Source organism: Atlantibacter sp. MEI4A-1023, assembly GCF_056155425.1.
Genome location: NZ_CM149568.1, coordinates 1,162,280 through 1,178,048, shown reverse-complemented (window position 1 = coordinate 1,178,048; position 15,769 = coordinate 1,162,280). Strand labels below are relative to the sequence as shown.

Annotated in this window: 13 protein-coding genes and 1 pseudogene; 4 read left to right on the top strand and 10 right to left on the bottom strand. The window is 53.5% G+C overall.

Annotated elements, in window-relative coordinates; all coding sequences use genetic code 11:
• Window positions 1-12: 12 nt before the first annotated feature.
• The 6 genes from lepA to rpoE all read right to left on the bottom strand — a co-directional run bounded on the left by lepA (window position 13) and on the right by rpoE (window position 6,967).
• On the bottom strand, window positions 13-1,812 hold the full coding sequence (gene lepA, locus ACVV26_RS05695) for a translation elongation factor 4 (RefSeq protein ID WP_125293964.1): 1,800 nt from the start codon (window positions 1,810-1,812) through the stop codon (window positions 13-15).
• A gap of 240 nt (window positions 1,813-2,052) precedes the next feature.
• On the bottom strand, window positions 2,053-3,588 hold the full coding sequence (locus ACVV26_RS05690; RefSeq protein WP_474800362.1) for a methyl-accepting chemotaxis protein: 1,536 nt from the start codon (window positions 3,586-3,588) through the stop codon (window positions 2,053-2,055).
• A gap of 692 nt (window positions 3,589-4,280) precedes the next feature.
• Complete coding sequence (gene rseC / locus ACVV26_RS05685; RefSeq protein ID WP_474800361.1) at window positions 4,281-4,760, bottom strand: SoxR-reducing system protein RseC; 480 nt, start codon at window positions 4,758-4,760, stop codon at window positions 4,281-4,283.
• Complete coding sequence (rseB, locus tag ACVV26_RS05680; RefSeq protein ID WP_474800360.1) at window positions 4,757-5,713, bottom strand: sigma-E factor regulatory protein RseB; 957 nt, start codon at window positions 5,711-5,713, stop codon at window positions 4,757-4,759. Before rseB ends, rseC begins: the two co-directional genes overlap by 4 nt.
• A complete protein-coding gene (gene rseA, locus ACVV26_RS05675; protein ID WP_203124292.1) occupies window positions 5,713-6,360 on the bottom strand; it encodes an anti-sigma-E factor RseA in 648 nt (215 codons plus the stop codon). The genes rseB and rseA overlap by 1 nt, the downstream gene beginning before the upstream one ends.
• A 31-nt stretch (window positions 6,361-6,391) precedes the next feature.
• Window positions 6,392-6,967, bottom strand: a complete 576-nt coding sequence (gene rpoE, locus ACVV26_RS05670) for an RNA polymerase sigma factor RpoE (protein ID WP_002438107.1) — start codon at window positions 6,965-6,967, stop codon at window positions 6,392-6,394.
• A 429-nt stretch (window positions 6,968-7,396) separates the two neighbouring features.
• On the opposite strand from rpoE, the gene nadB reads away from it, so the two are divergent.
• Window positions 7,397-9,016 (top strand): L-aspartate oxidase, encoded by a 1,620-nt coding sequence (gene nadB, locus ACVV26_RS05665; protein WP_474800359.1) that lies wholly within the window; start codon window positions 7,397-7,399, stop codon window positions 9,014-9,016.
• Here nadB and trmN read toward each other — a convergent pair.
• On the bottom strand, window positions 9,001-9,768 hold the full coding sequence (gene trmN, locus ACVV26_RS05660; RefSeq protein ID WP_474800358.1) for a tRNA(1)(Val) (adenine(37)-N(6))-methyltransferase TrmN: 768 nt from the start codon (window positions 9,766-9,768) through the stop codon (window positions 9,001-9,003). The two genes, nadB and trmN, sit on opposite strands and share 16 nt — an antisense overlap.
• Before the next feature lie 97 nt (window positions 9,769-9,865).
• Between trmN and srmB the strand changes: the two genes are divergently transcribed.
• Window positions 9,866-11,191 carry an ATP-dependent RNA helicase SrmB gene (srmB, locus tag ACVV26_RS05655; RefSeq protein ID WP_474800357.1) on the top strand — a complete coding sequence of 442 codons (1,326 nt, stop codon included), beginning with the start codon at window positions 9,866-9,868 and terminating at the stop codon, window positions 11,189-11,191.
• A gap of 29 nt (window positions 11,192-11,220) precedes the next feature.
• Here the strand turns inward: srmB and ACVV26_RS05650 are convergent.
• Together ACVV26_RS05650 and grcA are read right to left on the bottom strand one after the other, a co-directional pair.
• Window positions 11,221-12,541 (bottom strand): annotated as a pseudogene (locus ACVV26_RS05650) (IS4 family transposase).
• A 122-nt stretch (window positions 12,542-12,663) separates the two neighbouring features.
• Window positions 12,664-13,047, bottom strand: coding sequence for an autonomous glycyl radical cofactor GrcA (grcA, locus tag ACVV26_RS05645; RefSeq protein ID WP_474800355.1), 384 nt, complete (start codon window positions 13,045-13,047; stop codon window positions 12,664-12,666).
• Between the two features lie 317 nt (window positions 13,048-13,364).
• Here grcA and ung point away from each other — a divergent pair, with 317 nt between their 5' ends.
• Window positions 13,365-14,045, top strand: a complete 681-nt coding sequence (gene ung / locus ACVV26_RS05640) for a uracil-DNA glycosylase (protein WP_474800354.1) — start codon at window positions 13,365-13,367, stop codon at window positions 14,043-14,045.
• 40 nt (window positions 14,046-14,085) lie between these two features.
• Here ung and ACVV26_RS05635 read toward each other — a convergent pair whose 3' ends face one another.
• Window positions 14,086-15,135 (bottom strand): tRNA/rRNA methyltransferase, encoded by a 1,050-nt coding sequence (locus tag ACVV26_RS05635; protein ID WP_474800353.1) that lies wholly within the window; start codon window positions 15,133-15,135, stop codon window positions 14,086-14,088.
• Between the two features lie 204 nt (window positions 15,136-15,339).
• Between ACVV26_RS05635 and trxC the strand changes: the two genes are divergently transcribed.
• Complete coding sequence (gene trxC, locus ACVV26_RS05630; RefSeq protein WP_474800352.1) at window positions 15,340-15,759, top strand: thioredoxin TrxC; 420 nt, start codon at window positions 15,340-15,342, stop codon at window positions 15,757-15,759.
• Window positions 15,760-15,769 lie beyond the last annotated feature (10 nt).

Below are 15,769 nucleotides of genomic sequence, written 5' to 3'. Positions count from 1 at the left end.
CAACTCCTTAGATTATTTGCCGTCTTTACCGACATGCAGAATGGCGAGGAACGCTTCCTGCGGCAGTTCGACGTTGCCGACCTGCTTCATGCGTTTCTTACCTTCTTTCTGTTTTTGCAGCAGCTTTTTCTTACGGCTCACGTCGCCGCCGTAGCATTTTGCCAGTACGTTTTTACGCAACTGTTTCACGGTGGAACGGGCGATAATATGGTTGCCGATAGCCGCCTGAATCGCGATATCAAACTGCTGGCGCGGGATCAGTTCCTTCATCTTCTCAACCAGTTCGCGGCCACGATACGGGGCGTTGTCGTTGTGGGTGATCAGCGCCAGCGCGTCGACGCGCTCGCCATTGATCAGTACATCCACACGCACCATGTTGGAAGCCTGGAAGCGTTTGAAGTTGTAATCCAGCGATGCATAGCCGCGAGAGGTGGATTTCAGACGGTCGAAGAAATCCAGTACCACTTCCGCCATCGGGATTTCGTAGGTCAGCGCCACTTGGTTGCCGTGGTAGACCATGTTGGTCTGTACGCCGCGTTTCTCAACGCACAGCGTAATCACGTTGCCCAGATATTCCTGAGGCAGCAGCATATGACATTCGGCGATTGGCTCACGCAGTTCGTCGATATTGTTCAGCGGCGGCAGCTTGGAAGGGCTGTCGACATAGATCACTTCTTTGCTGGTGGTCTGGACTTCATAGACTACCGTTGGCGCTGTGGTGATCAGATCGAGATCGTATTCACGCTCCAGGCGCTCCTGGATGATCTCCATGTGGAGCAGGCCCAGGAAGCCGCAGCGGAAGCCGAAGCCCAGCGCGGTTGAGCTTTCCGGTTCGTAAAACAGGGAAGCGTCATTGAGGCTCAGCTTGCCCAGCGCGTCACGGAAGTTTTCATAATCGTCGGAGCTGACCGGGAACAGACCGGCATAAACCTGCGGCTTGACCTTTTTAAAGCCAGGCAGCGCTTTATCCGCCGGGTTACGCGCCTGAGTCAGGGTATCGCCCACCGGCGCGCCGAGGATGTCTTTAATGGCGCAAACCAGCCAGCCTACTTCCCCGCATTTCAGTTCGGTACGGTCAACCTGTTTCGGCGTGAAGATACCCAGACGATCGGCGTTGTACACCTGCCCGGTACTCATCACTTTGATTTTGTCGCCTTTGCGCATGGTGCCGTTTTTAATACGCACCAGAGAGACCACGCCCAGGTAGTTATCGAACCAGGAGTCGATGATCAATGCCTGCAACGGCGCATCCGGATCGCCCTGCGGCGCGGGGATTTCACGCACCAGGCGCTCAAGCACGTCTTGCACGCCCACGCCGGTTTTCGCCGAGCAACGCACGGCATCGGTGGCGTCAATGCCCACGATGTCTTCAATCTCTTCGGCAACACGTTCCGGATCGGCTGCGGGCAGATCGATTTTGTTGAGGACCGGCACCACTTCAAGATCCATTTCCATGGCGGTGTAGCAGTTTGCCAGGGTCTGAGCTTCTACGCCCTGCCCGGCATCCACCACCAGCAGCGCGCCTTCACAGGCGGCCAGCGAACGAGAAACTTCATACGAGAAGTCGACGTGGCCCGGCGTATCGATAAAGTTCAGCTGATAGGTTTCACCATCAGAAGATTTAAAATCGAGAGTAACGCTTTGCGCTTTGATGGTGATCCCGCGTTCACGTTCCAGGTCCATGGAATCAAGCACCTGGGCTTCCATTTCACGATCAGAAAGGCCACCGCAAATCTGAATGATGCGGTCAGAAAGCGTCGACTTACCGTGGTCGATGTGAGCAATGATAGAGAAGTTTCTTATGTTCTTCATAAATGAGGATTTTTTAACCCTAACGCAGAGCGATTGTCAGTTTATGGATATAACGGCTAACACGTTGTGGCAGCGGCCAATCCGTACATTGGCGTGCATATTACACTGTAGCGGCCAAATCGTCAGCATAGGATGATTTGCCGTTAAAACGTAAGCGGGTTCAGGTTGGCAAAAAGCCACCTTCAGACAGGGCGTTTAGTGCGCCGCGGCTAGTCCATTAGCCGCGTAAAGAAAGGGACATTAACCGCCAAAAACGTTGATGGCGCTGGTCAGGCGGTTGCCGCGCCGGTTCAGATCGCTGGCGATTTGCGCAGAGTGATGCACCATTTCGGCGTTATTTTTCGACATGGTTTCAATTTGCGAGACCGATTCATTAATCAGCCCCAGCGCCATGGTTTGTTCACCGGTGGCGTGGCCGACCTCTTTGATCAGTTGCGACATCTGGCGGATCTCGCCTGCCATCTCGCTGATGTGTTTCTCAGCCAGTTCGACCATTTCCACGCCAGAACGCACGCTTTGCACGTTACGCTCAATCAGCGTTTTGATCTCTTTGGCCGATGAGGCGGAATGCTGCGCCAGATTGCGTACTTCCGCGGCTACGACCGCAAAACCTCGACCCGACGCGCCCGCGCGCGCCGCTTCAACCGCGGCATTGAGGGCGAGAATATTGGTCTGGAAAGCGATACTGTCAATCACGCCAATAATATCGACGATTTGGTCGCTGATTTTAGAAATCGACTTCATCACGTCGATAGTCTCTTCCATTACCGACGCGCCTTCCTGCGCGACAATACTGGTTTTTTCCGCCATCGAAATCGTCATTTCCGACGTCGCCGCGGTTTGCTGCACCGCGCTGGTGATTTCTTCTATCGCCGCGGCAGTTTGTTGCAACTGGGCAGAGGTTTCGTCAGTGCGTTCATTCAGCGCGGTACTATTCACCTCGAGCTGCTGGCTGATTTCACTGATTCCACCAGCCTGTACGCTGACGTCATTGACCAGCGAATGGAGGTTCAGTCCCGCCTGGTTAACCAGGCGCATCATCTTGCCGATTTCATCCACGCGATTGAAATGTATATGTCCGGCTTTGCGGCCCGATACGATTTTTTGCATCTGGCTGACGATGATTTTCAGCGGGCGCGCCACCTGGGCATGCATAAACCCACCCGCCGCGACTGCCGCCACAACGGTAATCAAGGCCTGCAATCCGTAGTGTAGCCCTGTGAAGGGCAGTAAAAGAGTCATCAACGTGAAAGCCAGTAACGGCAACGCCAGCCGCCAGGCCACGGAGATTTTTTGCAGTAGCGAGAGCGGGCTAAGCCATTTGCCACGCACCACCAGCCCTTTAAAAAAGCGCAGACTCCCGGCTCGCTTCTCGTTGACGGCCTGGTAAAGCTGCTCCGCAGCCTGCACCTCTTCACGCGTCGGCACATTACGCACTGAGATATAACCGGTAAGCTCGTCATGGCGATAAACAGGCGTCACGTTGGCGCGTACCCAGTAGTGGTCGCCATTTTTACGGCGGTTTTTTACCAGCCCGGTCCAGCTCTCGCCTTGCTTAAGGGTAAACCACAGATCAGCAAAGGCCGCCGGGGGCATATCCGGATGGCGAATATGGTTGTGAGGCTGCCCCATTAAATCTGCTTCACTAAAGCCGCTGGACTCGATAAAAGCAGAGTTGGCGTAGGTGATGTAACTCTGGGTATCGGTGGTGGACATTAATGTCGCATCATCGGGAAGCTGATATTCATGTTGAGTGACAGGGTTGTTTATTCTCATAGCCCGTCCTCATTTAACAATAGAAATTCACTCATATATCCCCTGGCTGGGTGCGATAAGTTTTTCGAATAGATTATTATTGGTTTTAATAAAACGTGTGCGTCCGAGCGGTCTCGCGAATTCTCAACGGAATTTATTAAGCTGTAAATAGGGATAATTAAAAAAGAGCATCCATTAACCAAATAATTCTTTTAAATTTACATCCTGATAATAATATTCGATACCCATCTTTGCGAAATACGCACCTAAGTCAAATTAATGGCTTGTTATTACTCTCATTCGCAATCGCCTTTTATTACTTAAAAGCGTTATATGACGCTAATATGACAGCAATAAAAATCCCAAGGGCCATAGGGGCTCCCTACTTGTTTTGGTAGTAGAAGTTTATTTCTGAGGAATGCCCGTCAGTGCAGGTGCCACCCTTGCGCTGTCTTGCTTTTATTAGCGATAAGGATCGTTAAGAAACTATTTTGCAAAGCGCTATAACAAACATCCAGCATAAAACCTGACGACTTAAAAACAGTCAGCCCGGATGATATCAATATAATCCAGAACCAAACCTTATTGCGTCAGGTTATTAGATTAATGATATAAGACAATGAGCATTGTAGTTTGTGGGAAGGAAGAAGAAATTTAGTTTTGGGTAACATTCAAAGGAGAGATTAAATTAAATTTAAGTCTGACAATGCTTGTCAGGCATTGTCAGCTGAAGAAGTTTTTTCAACGCGCAGTGCGTCTGGCGGCAACCCAATGCTTAAAATAACCGGCTGCCAGCTTTCACGCTGGCTCAATGCTGGAGACAGCCCTTTTGCCAGCAGGAAACCGCCCACACCGCCTAATACCGCACCAGCCATCGCGGCCAAATCGGTGTTAAACAGCATCTGGAAAAGCCCCGCCACGATAAATAATCCAACCAGCGGCGACATATACACCAGCAGCGCAGAGCCCAGCAGGCTGCCTTCGGCAATACCCAGTTCCACTTTTTGGCCTGCGACCAGAGGCTGATCGCAGGGAACAATAATTGAATGGCTGCTCTGCGGGCCGAGTTTGTTCAGGATGCGGCTGCCACAACCAGCCCGGGACGCACAGCTGCTGCACGAGGATTTAACATCACAGCTGACGACCGCTTCGCCATTTTGCCACGAAACTACCGTGGCCCACTCTTTCATCATTGCGGAGAAGCCCTGAATTTTACGCTGTCTGCGATACGTTTAGCGGTTTGCGGGGGCAATTCGCCCACGATGGTGATTTCTGCATTATTACGCACATCGGAACTCACCGTACGGCGGCCGGTACGCAGCATCTGGCTGGAACTGGTCGCGCTGGCGCGGTTCACATTCACCGAGAAAGTGAATAAGCCGTCGGTATAAAGACGAGACTCGACTGGCACGTCAACGCCCGGAAGCGGACGGCGGCTGCCGGAAACTTCGTTAAACCCTTGCGGTAGCCAGGTCGGTGCCCAGTTAAAGTTGACTTTTTCGGTACCTGGAACGGAAAGCAGCGGCGGCAGCGTCGCTTTTGCCAGATTTTGCATCACGGTGCCCGGCGTATCGTTAACGGTAAACGACACCACCCGGAACTGTTCAAGCGTTTCGCCATCGCGGTCCAGTAAATCAACGCGCATGGGCAACTTAGTTTGCGAATCCAGCCAGACAATGTAGCTGTAACGTGTTCCGTCCCGCGCCACTACCCGAATCACGTCGCACAGGCGATCGGCAATTCGCGTTCTGCCTACGGCGATAAAATCGTAGTACGCGGCCAGACGTTTAAAATCGGTGTAGACCAGAGAAGGTAAGGAATCGACGATATAATCGCCATTCAGCGTGAAAGGCTCAAGGCCTGGTTCAAAGTAGCTCACTTCATTGCCACGCTGCACAACCTCACGGCGTGGGCCATCCATCTGCAGAAGCTGAGCCATTGGCTTGTTATCCAGGCGGGCATGCCGATAACGCAGTGATTCAACACCCTGCTTATTGATACTGATAAAAGCCAATTCGTAGTTAAGCGACTGACTGGCCTGGTTCATTTGCTGCAACAACGCCTCGGTTGAAGGATCTGCCGAGGCGTTTGCAGAAAATAACAGGCTGCCAGCCACTAATGACATAGCACACCAAAGTTGCTTCATTACTGCGGTTGCGTTCCTAACGTTTGGGTTCCTGGCACCTGAACAGCGGCTTGCTGTGTCTGGGCCTGTTCAAACTGAAGCTGCTCTGCATGCAGGCGACGCTGTAGTTCATAGTCCTGAAGCATAGCGTTAATACGGCGACGCTGCTCCTGAACCTGTTGCTGGCCTGTACCACCGGTAGCGTCAGAAGGCACGCCCAGACTCACCGGGCTGGCCTGCCCCATCATGGGAAGGGTGTTGAACACAGGTGTTTCAGGTTGCCCAGTGGCTTCGCTCGGGGCGTTGTATTGCTGAACGCCGACGATAACGGCCAGGGAAACACAGGCAGCAACGCCAATTTGCGTAATCTGGCTGGCCCAGGGGCGCAGTTTTTTCCAGAACGGCATAGCCTGCCACTGCTGTGGAGCTGGTTGTGACTCTGGAATGAGCGGTGCGGTCCGATGTACAGGCTCGTTTTCGATTGCCGCCATCACGCGGGCGGAGATATCGAAGTGAATCACATCACCCGTGTCACCCCGTAGAGTGTCGCGAATGAGGTGATAGCTCTCCCATGACTGCTGAAGCTCTTTGTCGTTAGACAAGGCGCTCAGCACTTCACTATCCAGAGACTCACCATCCATTAAAGCGGAAAGTTTTTCTTTCTGCATGCCTAATACCTTTTCCAGTATCCCGCTATCGTCAACGCCGGATAAGCGGTTGAACTTTATTATCAATAGCTTCCCGCGCACGAAAAATACGCGAACGTACCGTACCGACCGGGCAATCCATGATAGCGGCTATCTCTTCATAGCTCAGGCCATCCAGCTCCCGCAACGTAATTGCCATGCGTAAATCTTCCGGGAGTGACTCTATGGTACGGAAAACTATTTGTTTCAGTTCTTCAGACAACATTAAGTTCTCGGGGTTCGAAATTTCTTTCAGTGCACCCGCACTTTCGAAATTTTCTGCGTCAATCGCATCGACATCACTGGACGGCGGACGACGCCCCTGAGCAACCAGGTAATTTTTTGCTGTATTGACGGCGATACGATACAGCCAGGTATAAAACGCGCTATCGCCGCGAAAGGAATCCAAGGCGCGGTAAGCTTTAATAAAGGATTCCTGCACTACATCAGGCACATCCCCCGATGGCACATAGCGAGAAACCAGGCTCGCCACTTTATGCTGGTAGCGGACTACCAGTAAGTTAAACGATTTCTGATCTCCCTTCTGGACCCGCTCAACAAGGACCTGATCCGTTAACTGCTCGCTCATCCGAGGTAATATCTCCCCAAACCTAATATCCTCGCGTAATCAGAACCACCTAAACGCTGCACGTCGTGAGCAAGCAGGAGATTGGATTCTCATTAACCGGTAAAGTTCCGTTACGCCTTTGTTTTCTGTCAGCTTTTCCCGGACCGTTGATTTTGATTCATAGGGGGTCCGCCTCTTTAAGGCTAGCGCTGAAAATTCAAGCTTGCTAATCCGCCAGCAGAGTAACGCAAGCACACCTTTTTTTCACCCTTTAATCGTAGGCTAACGATCTGCTTCGCAAATATTTTTCTGGTTTTTATAAGCCTGCTACAACACACCCTGATAGCCGGTCGTGTTTAGCCACTGCAACTTAATGCAAAAAAAATGTGCTAACTGACAAATTCCGGTGCTATGCTGGCCCAACACTGTTTAGTAAATTAAACACACAGCATGAACACAACATCTGAAATGAATTGTGACGTTTTGATTATCGGCAGCGGCGCGGCGGGCCTCTCCCTGGCGCTTCGCCTGGCGGATAATTGCCAGGTTATGGTTCTGAGCAAAGGACCGGTTAACGAAGGGTCCACGTTATATGCCCAGGGCGGTATTGCGGCGGTATTCGATGAAACAGACAGCATCGATTCCCATGTTGAAGACACGCTCATTGCCGGAGCCGGAATTTGCGATCGCGACGCGGTTGAATTCGTCGCCAGCAACGCCCGCCATTGCGTTCAGTGGCTAATCGACCAGGGCGTATTGTTCGATACTGAAATACAACCAAATGGCGAAGAGAACTACCATCTGACTCGTGAAGGTGGGCATAGCCATCGCCGCATTCTGCACGCCGCAGACGCCACGGGGAGAGAAGTCGAAACCACCCTTGTCGGCAAAGCGCTGGCGCATCCTAATATTCAAATTATCGAACGTAGCAACGCCGTTGATTTAATCGTCTCCGACAAAATCGGTCTGCCGGGTACCCGCCGCGTGGTCGGCGCATGGGTCTGGAACCGCAATAAAGAAGAAGTGGAAACCTGCCGCGCTAAAGCGGTGGTGTTGGCGACTGGCGGCGCATCTAAGGTGTATCAGTACACCACTAACCCGGATATTTCTTCCGGCGATGGGATCGCCATGGCGTGGCGCGCCGGTTGCCGCGTCGCCAATCTCGAGTTTAATCAGTTCCACCCTACCGCGCTGTTCCATCCGCAGGCACGCAACTTTCTGCTGACCGAAGCGCTGCGTGGCGAAGGGGCTTACCTTAAGCGTCCAGACGGCACACGTTTTATGCCTGATTTTGATGAGCGAGCCGAACTGGCTCCGCGTGATATCGTGGCGCGCGCTATCGATCATGAAATGAAACGCTTAGGCGCAGACTGCATGTATCTGGATATTAGCCATAAGCCGGCGGAATTCGTGCGCCAGCACTTCCCGATGATTTATGAAAAACTGCTTGGTCTGGGGCTCGATTTGACCCGCGATCCGGTGCCTATCGTACCCGCCGCGCACTACACCTGCGGTGGCGTGATGGTAGATGACAATGGACGTACTGACGTTGACGGGCTGTATGCCATCGGCGAAGTGACTTACACCGGCCTGCACGGCGCCAACCGGATGGCGTCTAATTCGCTGCTGGAGTGCCTGGTGTACGGCTGGTCGGCGGCGGAGGATATTCAAAAACGCTTGCCGTTCGCCCGTGGAACGAAATCACTGCCTGCCTGGGATGAAAGCCGGGTAGAGGATCCCGATGAACTGGTGGTGATCCAGCATAACTGGCATGAGCTAAGGCTATTTATGTGGGACTACGTTGGAATTGTGCGTACCACGCGTCGCCTGGAACGGGCGTTGCGCCGGATCACTATGCTTCAGCAGGAAATTGACGAGTATTATGCCAATTTCCGCGTGTCGAATAATTTGCTTGAGCTGCGCAACCTGGTGCAGGTGGCGGAGTTGATTGTGCGTTGTGCGATGATGCGTAAAGAGAGCCGCGGATTGCATTACACCCTCGACTATCCCGATTTACAGGAAAACGCTGGCCCGTCGGTGCTCTCCCCGCTGGTTCACATAAACAGATAGAAATCCTGGGTCAGGCCGCACCATGCGTCCGAGTAGCGCTGGTCTGGCCCACGGATCGCCAGCCGGTCGATAAACAGCTCGCCCGGCGTCGGCGAAAACGCCAGTAGCACGCGGTGCGGCAGCTTAGTATCGTTATCGCACACATCGGTTCTCAGGCGAATATGCCACCCCATCTCCTGTGCTTTTTGGGTGAAAGCAGAGCCCACGGCTTCCGGCAATACCACGCAGAAACAGCCCTCTTCGGTAATGAGTTGCGCCGCGCCGCGTAACAGCGCTTCATGTTCCAGTGAGGTGTTATAGCGGGCAAGTTCACGCTGCGATGAACCACACTCCACGCCTTTATCATAAAATGGCGGGTTGCTGACGATCAGGTCGTAACGGTGAGATGCGTCCGGCGTCCAGCTTAAAAAGTCTGCTTGATGAACATGAATGCGCGCAGCCCAGGGCGACGCTTGGGCATTGTCAGCGGCCTGCCCGGCGGCTTCCGGGTCCATTTCAACTGCGTCGATAAGCGCGTCACTAGCACGCTGGGCCAGCATCAGAGCAATAAGCCCACTGCCGGTACCGATATCCAGAATGCGCTTAACGCCTGCCACTGGCGCCCATGCGCCCAGCAAAATACCATCAGTCCCGACTTTCATTGCGCAACGATCGTGGGCAACGAAGAACTGCTTAAAAGTGAAACCATCGCGACGAAGAAGCGTTTTAGTCGTTGTCATTATTACAACCTGGCAGGGAAACCGTTGTAGCATAGGGTAAAGCATTCGCCTGGAAAAGAGCATAACCATACTAAGTGATGAACATTGCTGCCTTAACGTCTATAATCGGCGGCCCATACTGAGGTAGAAAATGACTGTAACCACTTTTTCCGAACTAGAACTTGATGAAAGCCTGCTAAAAGCCCTTCAGGATAAAGGCTTCACTCGCCCGACAGCCATTCAGGCTGCCGCCATTCCGCCTGCCCTTGAAGGGCGTGATGTACTCGGTTCTGCGCCGACAGGCACCGGTAAAACGGCGGCGTACCTGCTGCCGGTGTTGCAGCATTTACTCGACTTCCCTCGTAAAAAATCCGGCCCGCCGCGCGTTCTGATCCTGACTCCGACCCGCGAGCTGGCGATGCAGGTGGCGGAACAGGCGCGTGAGCTGGCGGCGCATACTCACCTGGATATCGCCACCATTACTGGCGGCGTGGCATACATGAACCACGCGGAAGTGTTCAGCGAAAACCAGGATATCGTGGTCGCTACCACGGGCCGCCTGCTGCAATATATCAAAGAAGAAAACTTTGATTGCCGCGCCGTGGAAACGCTGATCCTGGATGAAGCCGACCGTATGCTGGACATGGGTTTCGCGCAGGATATTGAACATATTGCCGGGGAGACCCGCTGGCGCAACCAGACCATGCTGTTCTCGGCCACGCTGGAAGGCGATGCGATTAAGAACTTTGCCGAGCGTCTGCTTAACGAGCCGGAAGAAGTCTCTGCCTCGCCGTCCACCCGCGAACGTAAAAAGATCCACCAGTGGTACTATCGCGCCGACGATATCCAGCATAAAACCGCACTGCTGGTGCACCTGCTGAAGCAGCCGGAAACCACCCGCGCTATCGTTTTTGTGCGCAAGCGCGAGCGTGTGCATGAGCTGGCTGGCTGGCTGCGCGAGGCCGGCATCGCTAACTGTTTTATTGAAGGCGAAATGGTACAGGCTAAACGTAACGAGGCCATCAATCGCCTCACCGATGGCCGCGTCAATGTCCTGGTCGCCACCGACGTTGCCGCGCGCGGTATTGATATCGCCGATGTCAGCCACGTCTTTAACTTCGATATGCCGCGCACTGCCGATACCTATCTGCACCGTATTGGCCGTACCGGTCGTGCCGGGCGTAAAGGCACTGCGATCTCATTGGTTGAAGCGCACGATCACCTGCTGTTAGGTAAAGTAGGCCGCTATCTGAATGAGCCGCTGAAATCCCGCGTGATTGACGAACTGCGTCCAACCACCCGCGCACCAAGCGAGAAATTGCAGGGCAAACCATCGAAAAAAGCGCTGGCGAAACGCGAAGAGAAGAAGAAGGAGCAGGAAAAAGAAAAACCGCGCGTTAAAGTGCGCCATCGCGATAAGAAAAATATCGGAAAGCGCCGTAAACCGAGCGAAGCAAAAATCGATAATGCAGAATAAAAAAACGCCAGCGAAAGCTGTAATGCTTGTCAGTTAAGCTTTGAAGGTGGCCGCAGCGCGTAGCACTGTGGCCTCTTTTTTTACCGCCCTCGGGTAATGCCTTTCCCGTCTGCCCGGCAGCACCAGTCCTGAAGCCATACTCAGTATTTCTTCCATTATGCGCGGCAGCTTCCCCGGTGCCACTCCCGGCAGGATACTCAGCTGGCTTCTCAGGTACAGCGCTGACTGCTTAAAGCTCATCTGGTAAGGCTCCACACCTTTCAGACTGTACGCCATCTGCGCCATCATGAACCGCAACAGGTTATAGGCCAGCACCACGCCCCACAGCTCCTGGCGCACCAGCTCCGGCTTTTTGCTCCGCAGCGTCAGCTCATTATTCAGCAGATGCTGCTTCATCTCCCTGAAGCCGTGCTCTATTTCCCAGCGATGACCGTACAGATCCACGATATCTACTTTCGGGTATCTGAGCGGATCGCACATCGACGTCAGTATCTGCACCGTTTTGCCCAGGACTTCCTTACTGACAAACCTTGCCGTCAGTGTCTCCGGTGCCTCCGGCCATTTATTCCTGGCCTGCGGCGACAGCCGTAACTCCACAAGCTCCTGCCCGGTGCCCAGTTTTCTTGTCACCCGGTACTGTGCCCCCTTACGCAACGGGATCAGCCAGTGCCTTTCAGTTCCGGTGGTCTGCCAGGCGTGCAGCAGCCCCAGGGCATAAAAGCCTTTATCCAGAAGGGTCAGGGAATGGTCAGGCGTCTGCGCGATGAGCTTTGCCGCAAGGTCCGTTTCCCCGCACTCAGAGACACTGGCGAAGGCTGCACCCGTCAGCAGATGGCTGGTTACTTCCATCTGGCAGACCATGCGTACCTGCGGGCACTCAGAGCGGGCATTAATATTCGCAGTCCGCCCGAAGGCCGCATCATTTTCAGGCGTGTCAGGCGTTCGCCATACCGTGCCGTCCACGGCCATCAGGGTGAGTCCGTTCCAGTGCGACACCGGGGTTTTTTCGAACCACAGACGCTGTGTTTTCTCGAACATCAGCCGGACAACATCTTCCCCGAGCCGCTGGCGGGCCTGAACCACCGCACTGGGTGCAACAAACGGTCTTTTCCCCGGCAGCAGGATATCCAGATGGGAGACAAGCTGATTCATGGAGTGGGAGCGGAACAGCGCCATACCGGTCACGGCCCAGACCATCATTTCCATGGAGAGGCGGCGCTTACGCAGGGTAACCACGCCGGTATCAGTCAGACACTGGTCAATCAGCTCAGGAGAGAGAAGGTCATAGAGCGCAGCGAACGCCTGCGGGGTAAATTTGTGGGCGGCATCAAGTGCCTGGCTGAGTAGCATAAAAAAATCCGTAATCCCTGTGAGATTACGGATTTTTGCACAACTGCCGGATCGGTCAACCGATCCTTAACTGATCGGCATTACAGCGAAAGCTGGCGTTTTTGTTTACCGGATAAGAAACCTTACAGGCTTTCGGTAAAGGTACGGGCGATAACGTCGCGCTGCTGTTCCGGCGTCAGAGAGTTAAAGCGAACCGCATAACCGGAAACACGGATAGTTAGCTGCGGGTATTTTTCCGGGTGCTTAACCGCGTCTTCCAGCGTTTCACGGCGCAGTACGTTAACGTTCAGGTGCTGCCCCCCTTCAACGCGCACTTCCGGTTTGATTTCCATCGGAATTTCGCGGTATTCGAATTCACCCAGCGCGTTCACTGCAACCAATTCATCTTCAGCGAAACCGGCTTTGGCGCAAACGCAGCGCGCTTCGCCTTTCTCGCTGTCCAGCAGCCAGAAAGAGTTCAGAAGATCGTCGTTGGCGGCTTTAGTAATCTGGATACCAGTAATCATTTTATTTCTCCCTATGGGCAAACTTTGTTGATTCTCGTTGGGCCTGCATTGGCTCATTGGTAAAACCTTTGTTGCGTTACTGTACTGTATACCAATCGCCAGGTCGGCATTCTTTGATTTAAATCAATAAAAACCATATACCGAATAGGGTCATGCTGGCATTTATTTGTTTTACATCAACTTACGCGATATATCCTGAGTTAAAAACTTTGTAAATTTTCAAAATTTTTTAGTTTTCCAGGACAAAACCGGCGCAGGATTTTGTGTAGTGCAAATAAGACGTTAAGCTATATCATCACCCTTCGCAGGAGAGCGAAATGACCAATACTCTCACCTGGCACGACGTGCTGGCCGATGAAAAGCAACAGCCCTATTTTATCAACACGCTGAAAACCGTTGAGGATGAACGCGCCGCTGGCGAGACGATTTATCCGCCAGCCAAAGACGTCTTCAACGCCTTCAGGTTTACCGAACTGGGTAACGTGAAAGTCGTGATTCTGGGCCAGGACCCGTATCACGGGCCGAACCAGGCGCATGGCCTGGCTTTTTCCGTCCGCCCTGGTATCCAGCCGCCGCCGTCGCTGGTGAATATGTATAAAGAGCTGGAAGGCTCGATTCCTGGTTTTGTCCGTCCGTCTCATGGTTATCTGGAAAGCTGGGCACGCCAGGGCGTGATGCTGCTCAATACTGTACTGACGGTGCGTGCCGGGCAGGCGCATTCCCACGCCCGTCTTGGCTGGGAAACCTTCACTGATAAGGTGATTTCAATTATTAACGAACATCGCGAAGGCGTGGTGTTTATGCTGTGGGGATCGCACGCTCAGAAGAAAGGCGCGATGATCGACAGGGAGCGCCATTATGTGTTACAGGCACCGCATCCCTCTCCGCTCTCGGCCCATCGCGGCTTTTTTGGTTGCGGCCACTTTGTGAAAGCCAACGACTATCTGGCGCAGCGCGGTGAAACCCCGATTGACTGGACGCCAGTATTACCGGAATAGCAGGCATAAAAAAGCCAGCAAATTTGCTGGCTTCTCTTTATCAGGCTTTATTCTGTCGCCACCATTCGGCTAACAGTACGCCGGTTGCGACCGACACGTTCAGACTTTCAACGTTGCCTGAGCCCGGAATAGCAATGCTCATATCGGCATTATCGAACGTGGCGTCGGAAACCCCGTCGCGCTCCTGCCCCAACACCAGCACCATTTTCTTAGGCAATTGCGCGTTATACAGCGCGGTGCCTTTATGGCTGGATGTCGTCACGATGGCGTAACCCGCTTTACGGAAGCGATCCAGACCGTCGCTGAAGGTGTCGCCGCTGATTGCCTGGACATGCTCTGCGCCGCCTTCCGCAGTACGCACCGCCGCGCCGGATTCCAGCAGGGAGGCATCCTCTACCAGTAGGCCTTTCACGCCGAAATGCGCGCAACTGCGCATAATGCCGCCCAGGTTATGCGGATTGCCAACGTCTTCCAGCGCCAGTACGCAGTCATCTTCACCCGCATTTTCCAGCCAGCTTTCAACGCTCATACCGTTGCGCTTTTTGATAATAAAGCACACGCCGCCGTGATGCTCCGTGCCTGACGCTTTTGCCAGCTCGGCATCATCCACCACGTGATAAGCCTTACGGTTAGCCGCCATCCAGCGTAGCGCTTCTTTGAAACGCGGCGTGACGCTCTGGATAAACCAGGCTCGTACTATGGAATCCGGACGGCTCTGGAACAGCGCCTGGCAGGCATTTTCACCATAGACGCGCGTTTCTTCAGCGCGCTGGCGACGGATTACTTCCCGATCGACATACCCTTTTTCAGGTTGTTCAGTCTGATCGACACTCTCGTCGTTATAGTCGCGCGGAGGACGTGAAACCGTACGCCATGGGGATGATGACGGAGCGTCGCGATCGCTATACCGGTCGCGGCCAGCGCCAGGCTTATCATCACGACGCGGACGACGCTCGCCCTTACCTGACGCGGCAGGACGCCCGCCTCCCTTCCCGGTACGCGGGTTCTGGGTACGTTTTTCGCTGTCGTCATCGCTGCGGACATACATCACTTTGACCTTGCCGCCTTTACCTTTAAATTCTTCGCTCATGCTCTTCTCCACCTGGCTGCCGCGTGGCGCGCAGATTACCCGATGTGACGCCGCTTCGCCATCTACTTCGGTCAAAAGTCAGGAACTATCATATTCATTGGAGTTATCTCGTTGTCGATGTCAAATGAATAAACGATAATATTTAACATCTCAGAAACAGATCCATCTCGTCGGCAACTCGACGCCGCACTTTAGAGGTTAGTTATGAATACCGTTTGTGCCTCCTGTCAGGCTGTAAATCGCCTACCTGACGACCGTGTTAATGACGGGGCAAAATGTGGCCGTTGTGGTCATGAGCTGTTTGATGGCGAAGTGATTAACGCCACCAGCCAGACGCTGGATAAATATCTTCAGGACGATCTGCCGGTCGTGGTGGATTTTTGGGCCCCCTGGTGCGGTCCCTGCAAAAACTTCGCGCCGGTATTTGAAGACGTAGCGGAAGAGCGCAGCGGCCAGGTACGTTTCCTGAAAGTGAACACCGAAGCGGAACCCGCGCTTAGCGCCCGCTTCCGTATCCGCAGTATCCCGACCATCATGGTTTTCAAGAAGGGTCAGATGGTGGATATGCTCAACGGCGCTATGCCGAAAGCGCCGTTCGACAGCTGGCTCAACGAAAACCTGTAACCCGCGCTAA